Here is a 25,018-nt window from a genome sequence, read left to right on the forward strand (position 1 = left end):
ATACTAGTATAGCAATCAAATCACCCATTATTTGTATTCTTAGAGGGATAGGATTTTTATTTTCAATGTGGAGAAGTGATGCGTGACAACACCTCTTCATAAAGAGTAGTGAACACCTTCACTTTATTTGAAAACATTTGCTAAAAAGTGGGTTGGAGTTGAGGGCTACTTGACTCCCATGAGATAGCGAGACAGGCGAGCAAGTAGCCTGCAACGGAAATCCATTTCTACCTTTCAATTGACTGTTTTGTTTTTCAACACTAAGAAGCATGTAGTTGTTTTCCAACTACATGCTGACTATCATTTTCGTTCTTATTTTTCTGCACCTAATGCACGTGGTACCATCGTTTCTACTACATAATTCTCTTCCTCATATAGTATTTTTTTTAGCTCTATACCAAAAAACGACTGCATTCTCTCCTCCGTCATTATTTCATGTACAGTACCATATACAACATCCTTATCCTTTGCCGTCATTAGAACCCGATCAGCTAAATAAAAGGCATGATTAGGATAATGCGTGTTAATAATACAAGAAATGCCACGCTCTCTTGCTAATTGCTTAATTGTTTGTAAAATAATAATTTGTTTTTGAATATCCAAATGGGACTCGGGTTCATCTAAAATAAGTATTTCTGGATTGGCAACCAATGTACGTGCTATTAAAGCTAATTGCAACTCCCCACCACTTACCTCATTACATGATTTTTTGGCTAAATGGACAATACCAATTGTATCTAGTGCCAAATGTGCCGCTTCTAAATCTTTTTTTGATGGTTGGGCTAATGTACTAATAAAAGGGGCTCGTCCCATTACAACAAGCTCTTCTATTGTAAAACCAAATACCATTTTATGAGCTTGCGGTACATAGCCAATACGTTGCCAAAGCTCCTTACGCTTGACAGTAGACAATGGCTTGCCATCTATATAGGTTTCTCCCTGCTTCCACTCTAGTAACCCTGTAATACATTTGAGCATTGTGGTCTTTCCAGCACCATTAGGACCAAGAATAGCCATAATCTGTCCTGGTTCCAGTGTAAAATTAATATTGTTCATATAAAGATTTTGAGATTTCTTATGACGCTTTTCATAATAAAAATTGCCATTTTTCACTTCAATTATCACGCCCATCCACCTCCAGATTTACGCAGTAAATAAGCAAAGAATGGTGCGCCTATAATCGCTGTTAAAATGGATAAAGGTATTTCTGTTGCTGTTATAGAACGTGCTAAATTATCAATTACTAACAAATACATACTTCCTATAGCAATCGACATTGGTAGTACATGTTGATTATTATTCCCCACAAGCATACGAGCAACATGTGGAATAATTAAACCAACCCAGCCAACAATTCCTGCAACCGCAACAGATACAGCAGTAATCAATGTAGCACCGAAGATAATCATCCATTTTAAAGGCACTACGGAAATTCCCATTGATTTTGCCTCATCCTCTGGGAGGGTTAAAATATTTAATCGCCACCTTAGGAAATAAAGTATTAACATACCGATAATAATCAATGGTCCGCCTATATATAAATCTTTATAAGTAACTGTTCCTAAGCTTCCCATCAGCCAATAGGTAATGGCAGGTAGCTTTTCTTCTGGATCAGCTACAAATTTAGTTAACGAAATAAGCGCATTAAACAGTGCCGATGTAATAACACCCGCTAAGACAAACATAAATATAGGAGCATTTTTGCGTGCGCCGGCAATTAAAAATGTAAAGCCAATGGCACCTAATCCAAAAAGCAATGCCATTATCTGTGTAGCAAAATTTTGCCCAAACAATAATATTCCAAGAGAAGCACCAAAGCCAGCTCCCGCAGAAACACCTAAAATATCTGGTGATACTAGGGGATTACCAAACATTCCTTGAAAGCTAGCACCTGCAATAGCCAAACCTCCACCAATTAACAATGCGAGAAGAATACGTGGCAAGCGAATATTGATAATAACCGTTTCTTCCATCTCTGTCCAGGTCGGTTCTATAGGGAAAATCTGTGAAGCAAGAATTTTTAATATCTGCTCGATGCCAACTTCAAAGCGCCCTACACCAAGGGAAATGATGGCAATTACCAGGGGTAGGAACCATATAATAATCTTTTTCCAGTTTTGCATTTACCAATCATTCCTTAATATTTAGCTGCTTCTGATGATGGATTTAAAATAGCTTGAATATCTTCATCTGTCACATCAAATTCATAAAAATCTTTGTAATATGCTTTAATCTCGTCCTCTATTTTATAATCAAATAATGTAGGATGATTTTTTTGCGCTAACCACTTTAACATTAATGGGGCGTCACCACTAGGTGGGAACCAACGATAAATCCCTAATGGTATCTTATAAACTTTACCCTCCTGTACTGCCTTTACCTGACTCCAATCCTGTCCATCTACCTTGTTTTCAAGTAGATCAGCTGGTTGTGTTTCTGTAAAATTGGTAATAAAAATAATATCAGGATTCCAAGCATAAATTTGCTCCATATTCACTTCTTTTTGCCCTTGTATATCATTTTCAGCTACATCAATTGCTCCAGTCGCATTGAGCCATTGGTTACCAAAGAAGTTTTTCCCTCCAATTGTAATCGACTTTTCATTATGTCTAAACAACATCATTGCACGAGGCTTGTCTTTTTCTTCTATTGCTTTTAATTTTTCATCTAATTGAGCTTGTACTTTTTTCCCTTCCTCTAGGAAGCGATTGGCACGTTCTGTTGTACCAGTTATTTGGCTTGTTACTTCTAACCAACTATTAAATGTAGCTAACGGCTCTGCCGCAGCCGCATCAATTGCCTTGAGTGCCACTACTGGAATGCCTGCTTCAGTTACTTTATTAATCGATTTCTCATCTGTTGCAATCTCAATATATAATTGTGGATTTACTTTCATTAATTCTTCAACATTGACTTCGCCATTCTGAATAAATGACGTATCAGCCTTTAAAACATCTGGAGACATTTTACCTAGCATCGAATGTTTTGCTGCATTATACGAATTTGGATGCATACCAACAATTTCCTTTGTAGAATTTGTTGCTACATACCAAGTAGAGAAGTATGGAAGAATGCCTCCCGTTACAACACGCTCAATCGAGTTTGGTACTGTTACTTCACGTCCTAATTGGTCAACTACAAGCTTTTCTTCCTTAGTCGTTTGCAACTCTGATGATTGTTCCTCCACCTGAGGCTCAGTTTTATTTTGCGTCTCTTCGTTATTATTATTACAAGCTGCCAGCAACATTGTTAGTGCTGCAGCAGCGACAAGTCCATACTTTTTCAATGTTTTTTCCTCTCTTAACCATTTTGCAATCCCATGTAAAAACGGCTTTGATTGATCAATAAAACCTAATCCGATATGAAACATCGGATCAAGTGTAGTGACAACTAGTTCTCCATTAAAGCTCACATTATCCACATAAAATAACGATCGTCCATTTGGAATATCTAATAACGATTGCGCTCCTTGTGGCGGTAAAAAAGAACCGTGATAATGCCATTTCATATCATGTAATGTGACGTATTTGAAAAGTGGATGCACATTATTTTGCATTTTCATCGGTAAATCACCGCCATCTCTCACCCACCAACTAAAATTAACTTCAGAATCTTCCCAATCAATTGTAGGAAACCAGCAATCCAATATTTCACCAAAAATAATCAGTCTTTTGCCAGCATTAATAAATTTCAGTAATTGTGACTGATACCGTTTTAAAGAACGGATATCTAAGCGACAAGATAGAATAAGTGTGTCATACTTTGTTAAATCATATTGATGCAAGTGGCGAATATGTAGCACTTCATCATATAAATAATGAAATTCTTGCTCTGCAAAAAAACGATTTTGAAATGGTAAGCCATTCGTCACAATCCCTATCATTCGCCCATACCTCCACTTGCATAATTGCGGTTAGCTTCCTCACGAATACAATCTAGCATTTGCAAACTAAGCTTTTTCGATGTATTTTCTTCATTAATAAAAACCTTGTAAATATCGGTGCCTGCTCCTGCAAAAATGGTGCCATTTGTTGAATGTCGGTCAACATAAAGTATTGGTACACCGCTTTGATCTGTAATTAACACTTCCGCTTGTGCAGGTACTTTTTCAAAATAACCACGAGAAAAGAAGCCCCGTACACCTTTTCGATAATTAATATCATAGGGCTCTATCCCTTTAAATAAAGAACAATTAGATTGCTCAATCATAATTTCACGATCTTTCAATGGAATAGGAGAGCGCTTCCAATTAGCTACATTTGCTAACCATGACAAGGATATTTCTGTCAGTGAAAAGATCACACCACCCTGTAGCAAATATTCATCTAAAATCGTTTTATGTTCTAGTAGAAATTGTTCTTCTACATGATTTGTGATAATTATTCCTGCATAGGCTGTTAAATCGACAGAGGGTAAATCATATAAATATAAAAATACTAAGCCACGTTCACGATCCTCATCTGTTAACCGAGTAAATTGAATATCAATGCCAACATAAGCAATAGGTTCCACTAGTTCTCCTACTTTCTTTTATCAAAAAATTTCCTTATCAATGACGAGAAATTTCAAATTTAGTCCAATATCCACAAGCTTGTTTTTCTACACTATGTACGGCAAGCTATCCTGTCAAAGCCTTGAACCAACATACTCAAATAGAGCTATTAGTAATCATTTTGCGCATTTAGCGTTCCTTATATCTGCCCTTTCTTTAGCCAAGGTAAAAATCCCTGTAAGAACCGTTCCGTTGCCGGCATAAAATAAGAGCCAAAATGATAATCTGGATCCAATGTTGTATTGACCCAAACCCCATTTGTGTTCACTCGGTCAATATATAAAACGGCACCACCATCATCTGTCGATACTAATACTTCGCAGCCCTCACTTGGCCAGTACACACCATGTTGATGCCAAGTTGCATCCTCCAATGTAAGATAATTCTTAAATAAATCATTCGTTGCTTCTACTAAACGCAAGCCACTATCAGCATTAGGTTCTAGCCACCACCAAAAATTAGTTGGTCTGAATTCCCAGTTATGCATCGGCAACCAATCTCGATGCTGCGGGCCAAATGTGACCACTACTTTCCCTGTATTCGCAAAATCATAGATCTTTTGAATATTTTTATCTAATAATCCTGTATGTGTTTGAGAAGGGATGATTAATACATCAAAAGCGTCTAAATTTTCTTCCTCTAACTGACGCACTGGAATCAATTGATCGATATACTGAGCGAATTCAGATGTCTTATATGTACGCCAATGTTGTGAACTACCACTATACATAACAGCTATTTTACGCACTACTTGACACTCCTTTCCGCTAAATACTTGTATTCTTCCTGTATCCATTGCATTAGCTGTGTAGGAATACGATTGGTCGTTTTTGATATTGACGGTGTCATGCCTCCAATATTAAAGAGATTATTACCTGCATGCATAAAAATGGTCCCATTTGTTGAGCTTCGATCAATAAATGTCACAGGCTCACCGTCTGGCAAAGTTAATAATATCTCTGCATCTGCTGGTGCTGGATGATGTCCACGAGCAAAAAACCCTTTCACACCTTTATTTATTGTCATATCTTCTTCCTTTACACCTGCAAAAATTCCGTGTTGTTTCGCAATAGAGATGTCATAATCCCAATGATTTCGAATCTCCTTTGCGATAAAAGCCTGCTGTCCTGGTAACCAATCTGTGACTAAGTTACCGAAGAAGCATACAATCTTATTATTTGCCAAAAAATCAGCGATAATTTGTTTCTTTTCTTGCAAAAATTCTTGATCAACAAACCCTAAAATCACCATACATTTATAAGAAGATAGCTCAATATTCGGTAAATCATACATATCTACTATTTCAAAATTTTCATCTGCTTTGCCTTGAGAAAAAATATTACATGGATGAACTACAATATAATCTTTTGACATCTTCATACCTCCTTGCATTTCGAACTATATCATCACTGATAACGATTATCAATATCATTTAAGGTGTAGTATTTTAATTTTCTCTGACCGCTTATCAGTTTTTCTCAAATTATAAAAATCTCCAATTGTACTATTACATTTTCTTATAGAATGCTATAAACCTACAAATTAAGGATGATATTCTACCAGAAATGATCCTTGGAAGTCATCGCAGAAAAGCGATATAAATTCCTCCAAGTGCTACCATATTGCTGACATAGAGGCTCAATTAAGATAAAAAAAACCAAACAATGACGAAACAGTAAATAAAAGCTTCGTATATTGCTTGGATTAATTTAGAAAATATTTTATTTTAATGAATATAATGGTAAAAATAAATATAATAGAAGAAACACTATAAAGGATTTATTTACCTTTATAAGTTTAACTTACCTGACAGACTCCATCTTCAATTTCTTCTTTAAACGTTCACAAAATGCTTGTTCTTGCTCATTTAAAATTTGGTTACGGTTAAATACAATACCATTTTTTCGTTTAATAGATAGACCTTTCACATATTTAAACGTTAATTTATCTAAGCTATCCTCTATTGATTTATAAGGTAAAAAAGATACGCCCATACCCTGCTGTACAGCCTTTTTAATAATTTCAAAATTAGTCATCTGTATATAATAAACAGGTACTGCCTTCTGATGTAAAGCTTGTTTAATATGCTGATTCAAATAAGAACTTTGAGACAATAGCATCGATAGGTTTTTCAAATCTCTTGTATAAATGATTTGACGACTTGCTAAAGGATGATCATTTGTCATCACTAATACTAATTCTTCCTCAAATAAAATATCTATATCAAATGACTCGTGAACGATCGTATCAGCATCATAAATCGGCATCACGGCAAATTTGGTATGGTTTTCTACTAAACTACTTTTTAAATCTTCATAGCAATAGCTATTAATTTCATAGGGATATTGTTTATATGTGCTATTATTTTTATCAAATAGTTCGTCAAAAAAGCTATCGGCAATATAGTGACTTATATATAATTTGATATTTTCCTGTTGTGTCTGCTTTACTGCTCTTCGCAATTGTTGATCCATTTCCTGCATTTTTTGTGCATAAGCCAACACAATTTCTCCTTGTGTAGTTAACTTAATTTGCCGTTGTTTCCTTGAGATTAGCTGGCAGCCTAATTCATTTTCCAATTGCTGAATATGCTGAGAAACTGTCGGTTGGGAACAAAACATATGCTTTGCTGTTTCAGTAAATGATTTGTGTTGTGCTAATAAAATAAATGTTCGATAGCGCTCATTCATCGTAACCCATTCCTTTATATATAATTGATAATCATTATCAATTATAATACTATCTTTTATGCATAAAGTAAAATGTAATATCTTTAGGGGCAACATCTTCAAGTTATTACCTTTTATTCAACGACAATCTGCATTTAATAAAACAATTGCTAATAAAAAAGGAGTGTAGATAAGCGAATGAACATCCGCTTTTTCTACACTCCTTTATTCATATTATTTTTTCGCTACAATGTGGATTGGGTTGCCAAGTAATACTTCAGCAGTTTCCATTGTAATTTCACCTAATGTTGGGTGAGCGTGAATTGTTAATGCGATATCCTCAGCAGTCATGCCGCCTTCAATTGCTAAGCCCATTTCAGCGATCATATCAGATGCACCAGCACCTACGATTTGAGCACCAATTAATAAACCATCTTCTTTACGAGCAACAAGCTTCACGAAACCTTCTGATTGGTTTAATGCAAGAGCACGACCGTTTGCTGCGAATGGGAACTTCGCTGCAGTGTATTCAATGCCTTCTGCTTTCGCTTGTTCTTCGTTGTAACCAACTGTCGCCATTTCTGGATCTGTGAAGCATACAGCAGGTACAGCAAGATAATCAACAACTGATTTTTCACCAGCAATCGCTTCAGCAGCAACTTTACCTTCGTAAGATGCTTTATGTGCAAGCTGAGGACCTGCAACAATATCACCAATTGCATAGATGTTTGGAATATTTGTACGACATTGTTTGTCAACATTGATTAGACCACGTTCACCGAATTCAACTCCGATTTCAGCAAGGCCCATTTCATCTGTATTTGGACGACGACCTACAGTAACTAATACATAATCAGCTTCAACTTTTTTCTCTTCTCCGCCAACTTCATAAGTTACGACTACGCCGTTTTCAGTTTCTTCAACGCCTTTTGCAGATGCGTTAACTTCAATTTCAACGCCTTTCTTTTTAAGGCCTTTTTTCACGATTTGCGTCATTTGTTTTTCGAAGCCAGCTAAAATATCTTTTCCGCCTTCAATAATTGTTACTTGAGAGCCAAGGTTTGCGTAAGCTGATCCTAGCTCTGTACCAATATAACCTCCACCGATAACAACTAATTTACCAGGAACTTCCTGTAAAGAAAGTGCACCAGTAGAATTTAGTACGCGATCAGTGAATTTGAATGTTGGAATTTCAACTGGACGAGAACCTGTTGCAATAATGACATTGTTAAATGTGTAAGTTTGAGCAGATTCACCATTGATGATACGCACTGAATGAGCGTCAACGAAATAAGCTTCACCTTGTACAATTTCAACTTTGTTGCCTTTAAGTAAGCCTTCAACACCGCCAGTTAATTTTTTAACAACGCTGTCTTTAAATGCTTGTGCTTTTGAGAAGTCTAATTTCACATCAGAAGCGATGATTCCCATGTCATCTGAATGTTTAGCTTGCTCAAAACGGTGACCTACTGAAATTAATGCTTTTGATGGAATACAACCTACGTTTAAGCACACACCACCAAGTACATTTTTTTCAACGATTGTTACTTTTTGGCCAGTTTGAGCTGCACGAATTGCTGCTACATATCCTCCAGGACCTGAACCAATGACAAGAGTATCTGTTTCGATTGGGAAATCTCCTACTACCATTTTTGTTACGCCTCCATTAATAATAATTCTGGCTCACTTAACAAACGCTTTAAGTGATTTAAAGCATTTTGCGCAGTGGCTCCATCGATCATACGATGATCAAAGCTCAATGATAATGCTAACACAGGTGCGGCTACAATTTCACCATTTTTTATTACAGGTTTTTCTGAAATTCGACCAATACCTAGAATTGCTACTTCAGGATGATTAATAACTGGTGTGAACCATTGTCCTCCTGCAGAGCCAATATTCGTAATGGACATAGAAGCACCTTTCATTTCATGTGGCGCTAGTTTGCCTTCACGGGCTTTCGTCGCTAACTCATTGATTTCATTAGACACTGCAAATACAGATTTACGATCTGCATGCTTAATAACTGGTACTAGTAAGCCTCTTTCCGTATCTGCTGCAATACCAATGTTATAGTAATGCTTTTGGATAATTTCTTGTGTTGCATCATCTAAAGAGCGATTAAATTCTGGGAACTCGCGTAAAGTTGAAATAAGTGCTTTCACTACATATGGTAAGTATGTTAATTTAACACCTTTTTCGGCAGCGATATCTTTGAATTTTTTACGATGTGCTACAAGAGCTGTTACATCGACTTCATCCATTAGTGTAACATGAGGAGCCGTTTGTTTCGAGTGTACCATTGCTTTTGCAATCGCTTTTCGAATACCTGACATTTTTTCACGAGTCTCTGGGAAATCCCCCTCAAGAACTACTGGTGCTGCTGGTGTAGACGTTTCTTGTTGAACTGTATCTTCTGATGTTTCGATATTTGCAGTTTCAGCCTCTACAGTGCCGCCACCTTTTAAGAAGTTTTCAATATCTTCTTTAAGGATTCGACCGTTTTTGCCTGTACCCTTCACTTCACGAATATTTACATCGTTATCACGGGCAAATTTACGTACAGAAGGCATCGCGATCACACGTTTTGTTTCATCAACTACTGTCTCCACCTTTTCTGGAGCTTTTTCAGGAGCTTTTTCTGGTGCCTTTTCCTCTTTAGTAGGAGCTTTTTCTACGTTCTGACCAGATTCAGCAGTTGCTTGAACTTGTGCCTCTGTTTTTGCTTCGGCATGATCGTCACCTTTTAGCTTTAAGTCTTCATAGCCAGGTGCGTCTAATCGGATTAAAACATCGCCAACTACGGCAACTGTTCCTTCTCCTACTAAAACTTCCTCCACTGTTCCTTCAACTGGTGAAGGGATTTCTACTACTGCTTTATCATTTTGTACTTCACAAAGAATATCATCTTCTTTTACTGTATCTCCAGCTTTAACGAACCATTTCACAATCTCGCCTTCGTGAATACCCTCGCCAATATCCGGTAATCTGAATTCAAATGCCATGTGTACCCATCCTTTCTATTTACTGTTGTTCAAGTTTAGAAGCTTTATTAGAATGTTAAAACTTTTTTCGCTGTTTCCATTACATCTTTGTAGTTTGGTAACCAAACACCTTCAGCTTGTGGGAATGGGTACACAGTATCTGGTGCAGCCACACGAAGAACAGGAGCCTCTAAGCTTAGAATTGCGCGCTCTGTAATTTCTGCTACTACGTTCGCAGCGATACCTGCTTGTTTTTGAGCTTCTTGGACAACGATTGCACGACCTGTTTTTTCAACAGATGCGATAATTGTTTCCACATCGATTGGTTGAATTGTACGTAAGTCAATTACTTCTACAGAATGTCCTTCTTTTTCAAGTTCTTCTGCAGCCTTTAAGCTTTCATGAACCATTAAACCGTAAGCAACAATTGTTAAATCAGTACCTTCACGTTTTACATCCGCTTTTCCTAGTGGAATTTCGTATGCTTCCTCAGGCACTTCTTCACGGAATGAACGGTATAGCTTTAAATGCTCTAAGAAAATAACTGGGTTGTCATTACGAATAGAAGAAATAAGTAAACCTTTTGCATCATATGGTGTTGATGGAACAACAACTGTTAATCCTGGTTGTGCTGTCATTAAGCTTTCTAAGCTATCTGAGTGCATTTCAGGTGTGTGCACACCACCACCAAATGGTGAACGGATTGTTACTGGAGCATTGTAGACGCCACCACTACGGTAGCTCATACGTGCTAGCTGGCCACTAATTGAATCCATTACTTCATAAACGAAACCAAAGAATTGAATTTCAGGAACTGGACGGAATCCTTGAAGAGAAAGGCCAACTGCTAAGCCACCAATACCTGATTCTGCTAATGGTGTATCAAATACGCGGTCAACCCCAAATTCTTTTTGTAGGCCTTCTGTCGCGCGGAATACCCCACCGTTGACACCTACATCTTCCCCGAATACAAGAACGTTTTCATCATTCTTTAATTCTGTGCGAAGTGCATCTGTAATTGCTTGAATCATCGTCATTTGTGCCATAGGTTATTTCGACTCCTTCTCTTTATAGATTTCATACTGTTCTTTTAGATTAGATGGCATTTCGCCTTTATACATATTTTCCATTAATTCTGTTACTTTTTGTTTTGGAGCAGCATCTGCTTTTTTGATTGCTTCTTTAATTTCTTCTTTTGCCCGCTCAATAACTGCTTCTTCTTTTTTCTCATCCCATATACCTTTTGCTTCTAGGTATTTACGGAAGCGAACTAGAGGATCTTTTTGAGCCCATTCATTATCTGTATCAGAAGTACGGTAACGAGTTGGGTCATCCCCAGCCATTGTATGAGGTCCATAACGGTAACACATTGTTTCAATTAATGTTGGGCCTTCACCATTAACCGCGCGCTCACGAGCATCACGAGTTGCTACATAAACTGCAAGCGCATCCATTCCATCTACTAAAATACTTGGTAATCCTGCTGCTACACCTTTTTGTGCAATTGTTTTAGCAGCTGTTTGCAATTCACGAGGTGTTGAGATTGCATATTGGTTATTTTGTACGATGAAGATTGCTGGAGATTTAAATGCACCTGCAAAGTTAATGCCTTCATAGAAGTCTCCCTGAGAAGAACCACCGTCACCAGTATAAGTTACTGCAACAGCTTTTTTCCCGCGTTTTTTAATACCAAGTGCTACCCCAGCAGCTTGAATATATTGTGCTCCAATAATAATTTGTGGAGCTAAAACGTTTACACCTTCAGGAACCTGATTCCCCATGAAGTGACCACGTGAGAATAAAAATGCTTTTTCAAGAGGTAAGCCATGCCATACAATTTGAGGTACATCACGGTAACCTGGTAAAATCCAATCTTCTTGTTCTAATGCAAAGTGAGAAGCAAGTTGTGAAGCTTCTTGACCAGCAGTCGGTGCATAGAAGCCTAAACGTCCTTGACGATTTAATGAGATTGAACGTTGATCTAAAATACGTGTGTAAACCATACGTGTCATTAACTCAACTAGTTCCTCATCTGATAATTTCGGATCTGCCTCTTTATTTATAATTTCGCCTTCTTCATTCAAAATTTGAAACATTTCAAACTTATCTTCGATTTCAGTTAGCGTTTGTTTAGCATCAAAAATATTATTGTTTTTCTTGCTCATTTGTCACATCTCCCTTTCAGCTGTATTAAAATAAATCACCTTTTTAACTAGTACAACTTATTCTTGACACTCAGTATACTGAATAAAATACTGTCGGTCAATCATCTATTACTGCTATATACAAAGATTTTTTCTAGAATAACAATCAAACACCGCTGTCCTATACTGTATTACTAATATTCAAATTCTGTATTACAACACCTTACTCACACCATACAACTCTTACGTTTTCCAACAGGTTTTCCCCTAGTAGAATACCCCATTCTCGAAAATCTAATAGCATTAGAAAAATTTTTTGAGTATATTCAAATAAGGACTTTTTTCATGGGATTGTACGAAAACGTGATGTATACTTATTAGTAAGCACTACAAAGTTGAAAGGAAGATTACTATTATGATTTTAATGGATGATATTATCCGCGAAGGTCATCCGACTTTACGCACAAAAGCAGAGGAAGTTAAATTCCCTTTAACTGAAGAAACAAGAAAGCTTGCTGAGGATATGCTTCAATATTTAATCAACAGCCAAGATCCTGAAATGGCAGAAAAATATAATTTGCGTAGTGGCATTGGTTTGGCTGCCAATCAGGTAAATAGCTTACAGCGTATGTTTGCTCTTCATTTAAAAGATGAGGCTGGTGAACAATTAAGCTTTGTAGCCATAAATCCAAAGATCGTTAGCCATTCTGTTGAAAACACATACCTATCAGCAGGTGAAGGATGTCTTTCTGTTGACCGTAATATTCCTGGGTATGTACCTCGCCATGCACGCATCACAGTAAAATTTAAAACAATTGATGGTGAAGAGAAAAAAATGCGCCTTAAGGGCTTGCCAGCTATTGCCTTTCAGCATGAATTAGATCATCTTAACGGCATTATGTTTTATGACCGTATTAATGAAAAGAATCCATTTGCGGAAATACCAGATTCAATCCCATATGAGCGCGACTAAAAACAACCTCGGCAGTTTTTTACTTCTGCCGAGGTTAATTATTATTTATATTCTAATTGTCTAGCCATATTTAACCGAGCATTGATCGTTTCAATTAATGCTGGCAACTCCGCCATTGTTTCAATTGTATAATGAGCGCCAGATTCTTCAAAAACACATTTTGTTTTCTCTATGATTTGTTGCTGTTCTTCTGAAGATAGGGCATTGAATTCTTCTTCGGATAGTCCCATTTCTGAGCTTCCAATAATAACGCCAACAGCCCAAACACCTGCATTCAAGGCTTCCTTTATATCTGATGTTGTATCGCCAACCTTCACAACTTGCTTCGTCGCTTGCGAACCTAATGCCTCCATATTTTTAAAAATCATATATGGATATGGTCGCCCTTTATCACCAACCTGTGTTGGTGTTACAAGAAAATCAGGTTGATAGCCCTTGTCAGCAGCATGCTTTGTCACTACTTCCATCATTGCATCTGTATAGCCAGTTGTAGAGCCTATTCGAATACCTGCATCTCTTAATTGCTGTACTGTTGTTTTCACGTGCTGGATAGGATCTGTATAGGTCGCCAAAGACTCCATTAATTTTGTTTCAAAATGATTATACAATACATGTACACCCTTTTCATTAAAGGATTGTCCATGTACACGATGCCATTCTGCTTTAATTCTTGGCATTTCTAGCATGGTGCGGATATGATCAATTTTCAGCATCCCCATTGGTTTACGAGCCTCTTCCAGTGTAACTATTACACCAGCATCTTCAAAAATTGTTAAAAAAACATTAACAGGGGCAAAACAACCAAAGTCAACTGCTGTGCCTGCCCAGTCCAAAATAACCGTCTCAATTTTCATTGTTTTTCACCACCATATAATTTTCAATGATTTCACATAATGCAAGAATATCTTCCTCATGAATATCACCAATATTGCCAATACGGAATGTATCGACATCCGTCAGCTTACCTGGATAGATAACGAAACCTGCATTTTTTATTTCTTGATAAAAATCCTCAAAAGAAAACTCTTTATACGGGAATAAAAATGTTGTGATAATTGGTGATTGAAGCTCCTCTGAAATATACGCTTTAAATCCCAGCACCGACAAGCGAGAGCGAAGTAGTTGATTATTATACGCATAGCGTTTGTAGCGGGCATGAATTCCGCCTTCTTCATTCAACTCTTCAAGCGCCTTCGCAAAAGCTGCCACTACATGTGTAGGCGATGTGAAACGCCATTTCCCATCTTGCTTCATTACTTCCCACTGACTATGCAAATCTAATGCAACACTTCGAGCTTGTCCCTTACATTTTTCCAGTGCTCTTGTATTCGCGATAACAAAACCAAAGCCTGGGACACCCTGAATACATTTATTGGCACTACTAATACAAAAATCAATATGCAAGCTTGATAAATCCATTGGTACGCCTCCAAAGCTACTCATGGCGTCCACAATAAACGTTTTGTTGAACGAATGAACAACTTCCCCAATTTCTTTAATAGGATTTAAAATACCAGTAGTCGTCTCACAATGTACGAGAGCTACATGAGTAATACTCCTATCTCTTTCAAGGAAGGATTGAACTTCTAACAAGGAGGGCTGTTCATCATAAGGAGCACTATAAACAACATGCTGTAACTTTAAGGCTTTGGCCATTTCAACAATTCTTTCACCATAAGCACCATTTGTTAGTATCAGCACCTTATCATTTTCACCAATTGCTGTTGTTAGTACAGACTCTACTACAAAGCTTCCACTTCCTTGCATTAGTACCGTAGTGTAATCAGCTTCATCAACTTTTGCTAATTTTAAGAGTTGCTTACGAATCACTTGTGTCACATTTTTATAATCGTCATCCCATGTACAACGATCTTTTAACATTTCTCGTTTCACTGCTTCAGTTGTTGTCAATGGACCTGGCGTCAATAATTTATAGTTACTCATCTGCTATAACTCCTTATCGCTGTGCTTCTTTAAAGAAGGCTTGGTGTTTTTCTAATAAATCTACGGTTAAGGTAGTATCCCATTTTTTCAAATAGGTAGGAACGTGCTCGTCCTTTACTTGTTCTCCTTCATATAGAGCTACAGGATATTGCTCTAGAAGACCATCACGAGCCTCTGTTGCAATTACCTTTGCAATTTCTTTTGCTAATGCTTCCTCACCTTCTTTATCTACAACAGCTACAGATTCCGTTAAAGTGAAATTTCCTTCTGTCGGGTCAATATAATCAATCGGTAACCCTTCGTTTTTGGCATCAATAGCTTGGATACGTAAACCAAAGCCTGCAGCAACTTCTCCTGTTTTCACCTTTTTAATAGGGCCAGAGCCTGAACTTTCAATATGTGGTCCTGCATTTTTAATTAACTCTGCTAGAACTTTTTTCCCTTCCTCTTCACCATATTCCTTTATAATAGCTTGTACTAGAAGCCACCCTGTTGAGGAGTCCATAATGTTTGGGAATGACACTAAATCCTTATAAGCAGGGTCTGTCAAATCTTTAATGGATTTCGGAATAGATAGCCCCTTTTGTTGTAATACCTCTGTATTAATAAAGATAGAGCCTACATTGCCTAAAATCGGTAATGCATACGTAACACTCCCATCAAGAGGCTTTAAGTCTGAGGAAATATCCACAAACATGGATTTTGAGGTTTGTGCACTTTCTATAAAATAAGAAGCCATTGTTACAACATCTGCTTCAATATCTGTCCCTTCCGCCATCATTTTGCCACCTAACTCAGAAGTACCAAACGACTGGATTAAATACTTACCTTTATAGCCTTTATCATCTAATGTAGTTTCCATCACTTCAATAGCTTCATCATCAGCATTTGAATAAATGATGACTTGCTCTTTGGAATCTGCTGCTACTCCTCCACATGCAGCTAAAACGACTGCTGCTGCACTTACTGTCCCTAACATCATGCCTGTTGACTTCTTCATTTTGTAATCTCCTCCGTTTTTTCTTTATGTGCTGCTATATAATCACAACCTAATTTCACAATGAGGTTTGTACATAAAATGAATATCGATAAAACAAAAATATCGGTGTACTTTGCGAAATGCTGTAGCTCTTTTATCCTTGTCGATACAAGCATTGTCTTTGTGCTGACAAGAAAAATAACACCGCTGACTGTAACCATCGCATTTAAAAAATAGTAGCTAAACATTTGATAAATCGTTGGCCTAATATTCGGTAAAATAATTCGTATCACGGTTTTTAACCACGAATCCTTTAACAGCTCAGCTGTCACTTCCCACGTAGGATCCATTTTTTGCAATGAATTTTTCGCCATTAAATAAGGTGTCGTAAAAAAATGCACGATATTACATGCGATAACGATAAGAAAAGTACCCTTTAAAGAACTTCCATTAAAGAAAAATAAGTAGGATAATCCAAGTACCATACCTGGAACTGTATTTGTCATCATAGAAGTTACATCTAAGCTTTTTCTTCCCTTTAATGGTGTCCTTGTATTAAGAAGCGCCGACATAAATGTTATGCCCACACCTAATATTGCTGTTAGAACCGCTACGATGAGAGAATTGATGTAAACCTTTGTTAAATCTTTCTCTGCGAGTACATTTTGAACATGCTCTAATGTAAAGCTGAAATCGTACGGATAGCCTTTGGTAAAAGGCACAATAAACATGGTTAAAAAAATAATACATACAGCTGTTACACAGAGAATTGAATAAATTGTAAATAGCGTGTCTCGTAAACGATGCTTTACAAGTTCACTTTGCCCAACCTGTTTATATTGAAAATTGAAGCGCTCTAAAATCGTTAGCATGACAACACCTAATACAGCAGGTACTAGCATTAACACTGAAATGACTGCTCCACGTTCAAAATGCACAATGGAACCTAACATAGCTTGGTAGAGTTCAGTAGCTATTACCCTGTAATTGCCACCAACCGATGCAGGGATTCCAAAGTCAGTGAAGCTTAAAACAAATGTTAAAATAAATGCCCCGCCAATTGTCCCAACCATAGGACGGTATACGGTATGATAAAAACGACGCATTGGCTGATCATGCATTAATATTGAAACAAGTAAAAAACGTTTATCGATATATTGCATGGAGTTTTGCATTAATATAAAGGCAACTGGTAATGTGTATAAGACGTAACCGATCACCAAGCCGTTATACCCATAGATTGTAAAAAGAGGCTGCCCCACTAATTTTGTTAGAATTCCTTGATTCCCAAATGTATAAATCAATACAAAGCCATAGGTGATGGTTGGCAGTAGCATCGGCAAGGTAATTCCAATTTGAACTAGCTTTTTTGTATGGCGATGCATCGTAGTAAAATGAACAGCATACGCCAATAAAAAAGCTAAAATAGTTGTCACTATCGATGCTACAAAGGAAACTTTAAAGCTATTAATGAAAGCTTCACGAATTTCGATATTTTGTAAAGCCTCTATATAATTTTGAACAGTCACGACATTTCCTATTTTGAATGACTGCCAAAACATATAAAGCAATGGCACAATTAAAAAGAATAGAAAAAATAGTAGAATCGGCAGAAAAATTAATTTCATCATTTTATTCGTTTTAAGCATATGTTTCTCCAAACAATTGATAGATGTTATGTCGCTTAATATGAAGCTGCCTTAATATGAAGTCCTCTATAAATTGATTTTTTGGCGCTGTTACGATTTCATGAGGTGTGCCAAATTGAGCAACTGTACCTTCATTAATAATCATAACTTTATCTGATAAGGTGAGGGCTTCTTCTGGATCATGTGTCACAATAATAGTCGTCAAATCAAATTCACGGGCGATGGATTTAATGCGCTCCTTTATCGATTCCTTAATGACGCCATCCAGTGCACTTAATGGTTCATCTAATAATAGAATTTTAGGTTGCATCACGAGTGTTCTTGCAATGGAAACACGCTGTTTTTGCCCACCAGACAATTCATGAATTTTTTTATGCAAATGTGGAGCTAGCTCTAAAAAATCAATGTATTCTTGTATCTCCTCTTTGGACATTTGCAGGTTTTTATTTTTTAATCCATAAATGATATTGTCGTATGCGTTTAAATGAGGAAATAACGCAAAATCCTGAAATACGATATTAAATCCTCTTTCTTGCATCGATTGCTTTGATATATCTTGTCCATTGTAGATAAGCTGACCAGCCGTTGGATCCGCGAGTCCTAAAATGATATTCAGCAAAGTAGTTTTACCGCAACCACTTGGCCCTAGTAACGAAATGATCTCACCTGATTCGATGGTTACGTTGATATCTACTAAAACTTTCTTATTTTTATAGCTTTTTGAGATATTTTTTAGCTCTAACAATTTGGTCACCTCTCTCAGTTCTTAGCTTTAGTATAGAGACCATTTGTAAAGGAAAATGCTTTTTTGTGTAAATGTTGAGTAAATTCTGACCAACTGTTGACAAAGTTATGATTACTTTGAGTAAATATCTAGTAGAGGTGATGAAATGTATATGATAGAAAGGCAACATCAAATTTTGCAGTTTATACGTCAACATAAGGTAGTAAAATTAGTAACTCTCACGAAAGAGTTTAACGTTTCGATGGAAACGATCCGTCGTGATGTCCAACAGTTGATGCAAAACAAAAAAATTGAAAAGTTTTATGGAGGCGTTAAATATATTGAGCCAGTTGAGGGATTAATTGATCAACGACTTCACGAGCAGTTAGCAGAGAAAATTGCTATTGCCAAAGCATGTGCTTCGCTCGTTCAAGATGGGGAATGTATTTTCATTGATAGTGGAACAACTACCTATCAAATGACACCCTTTTTATTGGACAAGGAAAAACTAACAGTAGTAACAAACTCACTACCTGTGGCATTCGATCTAATTGGCTCTAATATCGAGGTTATACTGCTTGGCGGTAAAGTTCGTCATTCTGAAAAATCAGTGACGTCGAATGAATTCTTATTTCGCTTTGAACACCTTAATATCAACAAAGCATTTATTTGTGCTAGTGGCGTCTCAATTGAGAAAGGTATATCTGATTTTAGCTTGGATGAAGCGATTACCAGAAAGCAAATAATATCCATCTCTCAAACAGTCTATGTCGCTACAGATTCCTCAAAATTTAATAAAGATGTAGCAATTCAGGTTTGTCCAGTGAATGACATAGATGTCATTATCACAGATGACGCACTACCTAAAAAAACGATTCAACATTTTGCAGATAATGGCGTTCCAATAAAAGTGGTCAACACAGTCGAGGATTAAAAAGCGCTGATGTTAAGAACAGATAGAGTATATTTGGCAAGGCGAGGGTTGATTTCCGTTCCGCCAGCGACACTCCAATCAACTATACGGGAGAAATATCGAGCAGTAGTGAATAAATAGCCCTTTATTTCATATTTTAGGATATGCATTTATTTTTAACAGATTAATGACAACAACGTATACTAAAATGAGTAGTAAACAACTTTAAGTTAAGACTTATTGGAATGAAAGTCTTTTTCACCTTTCACACTAATGATTACTTTGTTTTTCAAAAAAATGAGCAACTAGTCGCGAAGTTGGCAACTAGTTGCTTCTTTATTTTAAATAATCGATAGCTTGCGCATTATTTTTGAGAGACCATCCTCATCTACATGGTCAGCAATATGATGAGCGACTGCCTTCACTCGCTCATGCCCATTCCCCATGGCAACACTTGTCCCTACAGCCTGCAGCATCTCAATGTCATTTATGCCATCTCCAAAAGCAAAGGCATCTTGTAAAGTGATGCCCATTTTTTCAAGCACCTTTTCAATACCAGCAGCCTTCGAACCTCCTTTAGGCAAAATATCACAAGAATAACGATGCCAACGTACAAATTGAACATTCGGAAATGTTTCATTATATAAAGGTTCATCTTTTTCTTCCATAAAAATAAGTGTTTGATATACATCGTTCTGCATATAATAAGATGAGTCTAATTCTGGATATGGATATTTAAGAGTGTCTAAGCTTTCAGCTACCATATGATGCTCGCCAACTGAGGCAATCATACGTTTATCATCTAAAAACACCACTGGTTCATTGCGGGCCTCACCAAAGGCAATGATATTAGCTAGCTCTTCCTTTGCAATCCCATTTGTATAGACAACCTCACCTTTATAGACAACATACTGTCCGTTGAAAGTAACATACGTATCGATCTCTAATTCTTCTAGTAGTGACTCAATCATAAATGGTGCTCGACCAGTAGCAATTGCCAATTCATAACCATTACGTCGTGCTGTCAAAAGCGCCTCTTTTGCAGATATAGGTAATTTTTTTTCACTGTTATAGAGAGTACCATCGACATCAAAAAATAAAATTTTTTTCATTCTATTAACCCTTTCCATAAATATTATCCTTTCAAGTTAAATGACTTTACATAGACAATAATTTTTATTATAATGATCCTAAGGAGTGATGTGCCATGCTGAAGAAACTCAAACGAAAATTGTTGAAGCAACTTCGTGGCGTACTCGGAAAAAAATCAATTGCCTAACATTTGCCCTTCATTATTTGAAGGGCTTTTCTTTATTTTAGAGGAACTGCGTGATAATATAAAGGAAATGCATTTATTTGGCTATACGCAACCACTGTCTCACTACTTTCTATACAATTTTATAACATAGTGCACATCTGAAGTATTGAGATACAAGTATTACAAACGTACATTTCTTCAATAAAAGAAATTCGTTGTTTTCTTGTAGCACGTGTGTGGTAGTAGTCAAAGGTGCAAGAAAATTGTACGCAATTAAAGGAGAGCAAACTATGATTTACAAAGTTTATTATCAAGAAAATGCAAATGAGATTCCAGTTCGCGAAAATACTAAAAGTCTATACCTTGAAGCTGCTTCAGAACGTGAAGTACGTGAAAAGCTAAAAGACCGTAACTACAACATCGAGTTCGTTCAACTGCTTGAAGGTAACTATTTAGAGTACGAACAAGCAAGCCCGAACTTCGTCTTGGAGGAAATTTAACAAACATGAAGTTTGTTAAAAATGACCAAGCAGCTGTTTTCGCGCTCGGCGGACTGGGCGAAATCGGCAAAAACACTTATGGCGTTCAATTTCAAGATGAAATCATTTTAATTGACGCCGGTATTAAATTTCCAGAAGACGACTTACTCGGCATTGACTATGTTATTCCTGATTACACGTACTTAGTGCGTAATGTCGACAAAATTAAAGGACTGTTTATTACCCATGGGCATGAGGATCATATCGGAGGTATTCCATACCTTTTACGACAAGTAAATATCCCTGTCTATGGCGGTAAGCTCGCACTTGGCTTATTACGTAATAAATTAGAAGAACATGGCTTGCTACGTACAACAAAACTAATCGAAATTAAAGAAGAGGATGTTATTAAATTTAGAAAAACATCTGTTAGCTTCTTTAGAACAACACACAGTATTCCTGATGCATATGGAATTGTTGTGAAAACACCACCTGGTAATATCGTTCACACAGGTGACTTTAAATTTGACTTTACACCAGTGGGCGAACCAGCCAACCTAACAAAGATGGCTGAAATTGGACGAGATGGCGTGCTTTGCCTTCTATCAGATAGTACAAACGCTGAGAAGCCTAATTTCACAATGTCAGAACGCACAGTTGGAAAAAGTATCGATGAAATTTTCCGCAAAGTGGATAGCCGTATTATTTTTGCTACATTTGCGTCAAATATTCACCGTTTACAGCAAGCCACTGACGCAGCCATAAAATATGGAAGAAAAATTGCTGTCTTTGGTCGCTCAATGGACAATGCTATTACAATTGGTCGTGAGCTTGGTTATATTACCGCTCCAAAGGATACATTTATTGATGCTCAAAGTATCAATCGACTACCTGCAAACGAAGTCATGATTTTATGTACAGGCTCTCAGGGTGAACCAATGGCCGCCTTATCACGAATTGCCAATGGTACGCATCGTCAGATTCAAATACAGCCTGGCGATACAGTTATCTTTTCTTCTTCACCAGTACCAGGTAATACTGTAAGTGTTAATAAAATCATTAACTTATTGTTCCGTGCAGGTGCAGAAGTCATTCATGGCGCATTAAACAATATCCATACATCTGGTCATGGATCTCAAGAAGAACAAAAACTGATGCTTCGTTTAATGAAACCCAAATTCTTTATGCCTATCCATGGAGAATACCGTATGTTAAAAATGCATACACATCTAGCAGAAGATTGTGATGTTGCATTAGACAATACATTTGTTATGGAAAATGGTGATGTACTAGCATTAAGTGCTAATGAAGCACATGTAGCTGGCCGTATTCCTTCAGGAGATGTTTACATTGATGGCAATGGTATTGGCGATATCGGTAATATCGTGTTGCGTGATCGCCGCATCCTTTCTGAAGAAGGTTTAGTGATTGTAGTTGTCAGCGTGGATATGGAAAAACAAAAAATTGTTTCTGGTCCTGACATCATCTCGCGTGGATTTGTCTATATGCGTGAATCAGGCACGATGATAAACGAGGCACAAAAAATGCTGAACCGTCATCTGAATGAAACAATCCAAAGTAAAACACCTCAATGGACAGAATTGAAAAATGAAATTACAGACGTTTTGGGACCTTATCTATTCGAAAAAACAAAACGTCGACCAATGATTTTACCGATTATTATGGAGGTTTAACCTCGTAGAAAGAAACTATGTAAATTTTACATAGTTTCTTTTTTATTTTTGAAACCTCCTTTTTATTTTTGCGTATATAGTAATAACAACATCAAAAAGGAGCGTTTTTATGCTAGATAAAATTCTTCATTCCTTATTCAATAGTAAATCCAAACGCCATTATTCTTCATCAAGTAGCCGTAGCAGATATTCAAAAAAACATAATTATTATGGTCACAAGCATTATAAGCGTAGCTCTCGTAAAAGCTCACGCAGTTTTTTCAGCTCTATGAGTTTCTTTAGTAGCTAATGTGGTGGAAACGACTATCCGAAAAAAGCTTTGATCAGGCTGTGGAACTTTACATTGCCGAGCATCCCGCATTCTCTTTTAAAAAATTTCTTGGCTATGGCTCATATGGTCGTACGTATTTAATTGAAGAACGCTCGTCAGAAAAGCTATTCGTTTTAAAATGCTTGCGTCCCAAACATCGTCACCACCAGAAAACCATTCATAAATTTCAACAAGAAATACACATACTCCAACACATATCACTACCCTACGTTCCGACCATCCATTCAACAGGAACGATTCAAGATAGCCCATTTTTTATCATGGACTATGTCAATGGGCATACATTTGAGCAGCTTATTTTTCAAGACGGTGCCAAGTTTACAATCGCTCAATCACTTGTTATTACAAAGCAACTATTAGAACAAATTGTACAGTTACACAATGATGGTATTGTACATCGCGATTTACGTATCCCTAATATACTGTTTGTACATCAACAATTGCATATTATTGACTTTGGTCTTGCTACCACTTATCAAAAGCAAATCGATATCTCTACGATCAAAAATCCTAAACGTGCAGAAAATCATATTAGTGATCTTTATTTTGTCGGTCATTTTTTGTTATTTTTACTATACTCAGACTACAAGCCAAGCAATAAAAAAGAAAAAGCCTGGCAGCAGGAATTGAAGTTACCAATCGAAGTCCAAGATTTTCTTGAACGATTATTATGGATTCAAGAACCTTTTGCTAGTGCGTTAGAAGCTTTGCAATCTATGCCACCATTAATAAATAGAAAACATTAAAAAATAGAATTGTTCACCTCCAAAAGTGAACAATTCTATCCTGCAGTTCAAATATTAAAGTATTTTGCAGTTACATATGCAATCCAATGATACGCTGGGTCTAGACGTAGATTTTCAATTAGCCCTTTAATGATCGCTCTACTGTAAGTAGGATTTTCTATTTCTTGCTTTAACAGCTCAAGGGATTCTTTTTCTATAGAATCCCCGGTAAGATCTATATTTTGCTTCAATAATTGTAGTAAAGCATCTTTTGATACATCTTGTTCACAAGGCTTTGCAATAAATGGCACAAGATCTGCTGTGATAAAAGGAATGGTTGTATGATGTGCGATAATATCTGTTTTTTCTGCTAAAGATTTAGCTAATTGCTCTAAATCAAGAGGCATATCTGAAAAAATAAAAAGCTCAGCATAACTCTTCATGAACCCTTTTATACAATACATCACATCATATTTCGTTTCTTGTAATTTATCCTGATAAAGTTGCTCAAGCATATAGAGAATTGATTTCGACATTTCTGCTTCATAGGCTGTTATTTTATGAAATAACTCTTTTTTCGTTAGAAAGACCTTTTCGTTAAAAAATACACGAGCGGATGCAGAATGATCTTTGAATGCTTGAAAGATGCTTTTATAAAATTCAACCAAAACGGTTTCTTTGTTATACGCTCCTCTGACTACTTGGTCAATATCTGTGATGAACTGCTGTAAATAGTAATCCACCATTGAAATAACAAGCTCATCTTTCGTTTTGAAGGATAAATAAAATGCACCTTTAGAAATACCACAGCGTTCCGTAATTTGTTGTACTGACGTAGCTTCAAAACCCTGTTCAGAAAACAGCTCTAACGCTTTCTCCATAATTAATTGCTTTTTTAACATATTTTTAACTCTCTCCTAATGCATTTCGTTGACAAATGACCGATTAGTCATTAGTATAAATAATTGAATTTAGATAGTCAATAAAGGGTAGGTGTGAA

Annotated in this window: 23 protein-coding genes; 5 read left to right on the forward strand and 18 right to left on the reverse strand. The window is 36.7% G+C overall.

Annotation, left to right across the window (positions count from 1 at the left end; all coding sequences use genetic code 11):
* Positions 1-312: 312 nt before the first annotated feature.
* From ACEVFT_RS03905 to pdhA, 11 genes are all read right to left on the reverse strand, one after another.
* Positions 313-1,131, reverse strand: coding sequence for an ABC transporter ATP-binding protein (locus tag ACEVFT_RS03905; RefSeq protein WP_483869618.1), 819 nt, complete (start codon positions 1,129-1,131; stop codon positions 313-315).
* On the reverse strand, positions 1,122-2,123 hold the full coding sequence (locus tag ACEVFT_RS03910; RefSeq protein WP_205441677.1) for a FecCD family ABC transporter permease: 1,002 nt from the start codon (positions 2,121-2,123) through the stop codon (positions 1,122-1,124). Before ACEVFT_RS03910 ends, ACEVFT_RS03905 begins: the two co-directional genes overlap by 10 nt.
* 14 nt (positions 2,124-2,137) lie before the next feature.
* A complete protein-coding gene (locus ACEVFT_RS03915) occupies positions 2,138-3,883 on the reverse strand; it encodes an ABC transporter substrate-binding protein (RefSeq protein ID WP_393948211.1) in 1,746 nt (581 codons plus the stop codon).
* Entirely contained in the window at positions 3,880-4,512 is a 633-nt protein-coding gene (locus ACEVFT_RS03920) for a hypothetical protein (RefSeq protein WP_393948212.1), read from the reverse strand. The genes ACEVFT_RS03915 and ACEVFT_RS03920 overlap by 4 nt, the downstream gene beginning before the upstream one ends.
* A 179-nt stretch (positions 4,513-4,691) precedes the next feature.
* Entirely contained in the window at positions 4,692-5,300 is a 609-nt protein-coding gene (locus tag ACEVFT_RS03925) for a hypothetical protein (protein ID WP_393948214.1), read from the reverse strand.
* The gene (locus tag ACEVFT_RS03930; RefSeq protein WP_342534031.1) at positions 5,300-5,926 is read right to left on the reverse strand and encodes a phosphate starvation-inducible protein PhoH; all 627 of its coding nucleotides are present in this window, start codon (positions 5,924-5,926) and stop codon (positions 5,300-5,302) included. Before ACEVFT_RS03930 ends, ACEVFT_RS03925 begins: the two co-directional genes overlap by 1 nt.
* Before the next feature lie 428 nt (positions 5,927-6,354).
* A complete protein-coding gene (locus tag ACEVFT_RS03935; protein ID WP_393948215.1) occupies positions 6,355-7,242 on the reverse strand; it encodes a LysR family transcriptional regulator in 888 nt (295 codons plus the stop codon).
* Between the two features lie 213 nt (positions 7,243-7,455).
* Entirely contained in the window at positions 7,456-8,871 is a 1,416-nt protein-coding gene (gene lpdA, locus ACEVFT_RS03940) for a dihydrolipoyl dehydrogenase (RefSeq protein ID WP_004224738.1), read from the reverse strand.
* A gap of 5 nt (positions 8,872-8,876) precedes the next feature.
* Positions 8,877-10,226: a dihydrolipoamide acetyltransferase family protein gene (locus tag ACEVFT_RS03945; protein ID WP_048391944.1), complete on the reverse strand. Its 1,350-nt coding sequence runs from the start codon at positions 10,224-10,226 to the stop codon at positions 8,877-8,879.
* Positions 10,227-10,273: 47 nt separating this feature from the next.
* The gene (locus ACEVFT_RS03950) at positions 10,274-11,251 is read right to left on the reverse strand and encodes an alpha-ketoacid dehydrogenase subunit beta (RefSeq protein ID WP_004224734.1); all 978 of its coding nucleotides are present in this window, start codon (positions 11,249-11,251) and stop codon (positions 10,274-10,276) included.
* 3 nt (positions 11,252-11,254) lie between these two features.
* Positions 11,255-12,370: a pyruvate dehydrogenase (acetyl-transferring) E1 component subunit alpha gene (gene pdhA / locus ACEVFT_RS03955; protein WP_004224731.1), complete on the reverse strand. Its 1,116-nt coding sequence runs from the start codon at positions 12,368-12,370 to the stop codon at positions 11,255-11,257.
* A 394-nt stretch (positions 12,371-12,764) separates the two neighbouring features.
* On the opposite strand from pdhA, the gene def reads away from it, so the two are divergent.
* Positions 12,765-13,322 carry a peptide deformylase gene (gene def / locus ACEVFT_RS03960; protein ID WP_048391947.1) on the forward strand — a complete coding sequence of 186 codons (558 nt, stop codon included), beginning with the start codon at positions 12,765-12,767 and terminating at the stop codon, positions 13,320-13,322.
* A 41-nt stretch (positions 13,323-13,363) separates the two neighbouring features.
* On the opposite strand, the gene phnX is transcribed toward def, so the two are convergent.
* From phnX to ACEVFT_RS03985, 5 genes are read right to left on the reverse strand one after another with little or no spacing between them, the layout of a single operon-like run.
* Positions 13,364-14,176, reverse strand: coding sequence for a phosphonoacetaldehyde hydrolase (gene phnX / locus ACEVFT_RS03965; RefSeq protein ID WP_393948217.1), 813 nt, complete (start codon positions 14,174-14,176; stop codon positions 13,364-13,366).
* Positions 14,166-15,266, reverse strand: a complete 1,101-nt coding sequence (gene phnW, locus ACEVFT_RS03970; protein ID WP_281216869.1) for a 2-aminoethylphosphonate--pyruvate transaminase — start codon at positions 15,264-15,266, stop codon at positions 14,166-14,168. The genes phnX and phnW overlap by 11 nt, the downstream gene beginning before the upstream one ends.
* A 13-nt stretch (positions 15,267-15,279) precedes the next feature.
* Positions 15,280-16,266 (reverse strand): extracellular solute-binding protein, encoded by a 987-nt coding sequence (locus ACEVFT_RS03975; RefSeq protein ID WP_131521663.1) that lies wholly within the window; start codon positions 16,264-16,266, stop codon positions 15,280-15,282.
* Positions 16,263-17,894 carry an ABC transporter permease subunit gene (locus ACEVFT_RS03980; RefSeq protein WP_393948219.1) on the reverse strand — a complete coding sequence of 544 codons (1,632 nt, stop codon included), beginning with the start codon at positions 17,892-17,894 and terminating at the stop codon, positions 16,263-16,265. Before ACEVFT_RS03980 ends, ACEVFT_RS03975 begins: the two co-directional genes overlap by 4 nt.
* Positions 17,887-18,639: an ABC transporter ATP-binding protein gene (locus ACEVFT_RS03985; RefSeq protein ID WP_205441648.1), complete on the reverse strand. Its 753-nt coding sequence runs from the start codon at positions 18,637-18,639 to the stop codon at positions 17,887-17,889. The genes ACEVFT_RS03980 and ACEVFT_RS03985 overlap by 8 nt, the downstream gene beginning before the upstream one ends.
* A gap of 151 nt (positions 18,640-18,790) precedes the next feature.
* Between ACEVFT_RS03985 and ACEVFT_RS03990 the strand changes: the two genes are divergently transcribed.
* Complete coding sequence (locus tag ACEVFT_RS03990) at positions 18,791-19,552, forward strand: DeoR/GlpR family DNA-binding transcription regulator (protein WP_393948221.1); 762 nt, start codon at positions 18,791-18,793, stop codon at positions 19,550-19,552.
* Positions 19,553-19,872: 320 nt separating this feature from the next.
* Here ACEVFT_RS03990 and ACEVFT_RS03995 read toward each other — a convergent pair whose 3' ends face one another.
* Positions 19,873-20,643: a Cof-type HAD-IIB family hydrolase gene (locus ACEVFT_RS03995; RefSeq protein WP_205441646.1), complete on the reverse strand. Its 771-nt coding sequence runs from the start codon at positions 20,641-20,643 to the stop codon at positions 19,873-19,875.
* 436 nt (positions 20,644-21,079) lie between these two features.
* On the opposite strand from ACEVFT_RS03995, the gene ACEVFT_RS04000 reads away from it, so the two are divergent.
* From ACEVFT_RS04000 to ACEVFT_RS04010, 3 genes are all read left to right on the forward strand, one after another.
* A complete protein-coding gene (locus tag ACEVFT_RS04000) occupies positions 21,080-21,289 on the forward strand; it encodes a DNA-dependent RNA polymerase subunit epsilon (protein WP_205441644.1) in 210 nt (69 codons plus the stop codon).
* A gap of 5 nt (positions 21,290-21,294) precedes the next feature.
* A complete protein-coding gene (gene rnjA / locus ACEVFT_RS04005) occupies positions 21,295-22,962 on the forward strand; it encodes a ribonuclease J1 (RefSeq protein ID WP_205441642.1) in 1,668 nt (555 codons plus the stop codon).
* 288 nt (positions 22,963-23,250) lie between these two features.
* On the forward strand, positions 23,251-24,039 hold the full coding sequence (locus ACEVFT_RS04010) for a protein kinase domain-containing protein (protein WP_393948224.1): 789 nt from the start codon (positions 23,251-23,253) through the stop codon (positions 24,037-24,039).
* Positions 24,040-24,086: 47 nt separating this feature from the next.
* Here ACEVFT_RS04010 and ACEVFT_RS04015 read toward each other — a convergent pair whose 3' ends face one another.
* Positions 24,087-24,920, reverse strand: coding sequence for a TetR/AcrR family transcriptional regulator (locus ACEVFT_RS04015; protein WP_205441634.1), 834 nt, complete (start codon positions 24,918-24,920; stop codon positions 24,087-24,089).
* Positions 24,921-25,018 lie beyond the last annotated feature (98 nt).

The sequence above is a fragment of the Lysinibacillus sp. PWR01 genome (assembly GCF_043359455.1).
GTDB lineage: Bacteria > Bacillota > Bacilli > Bacillales_A > Planococcaceae > Lysinibacillus > Lysinibacillus fusiformis_F.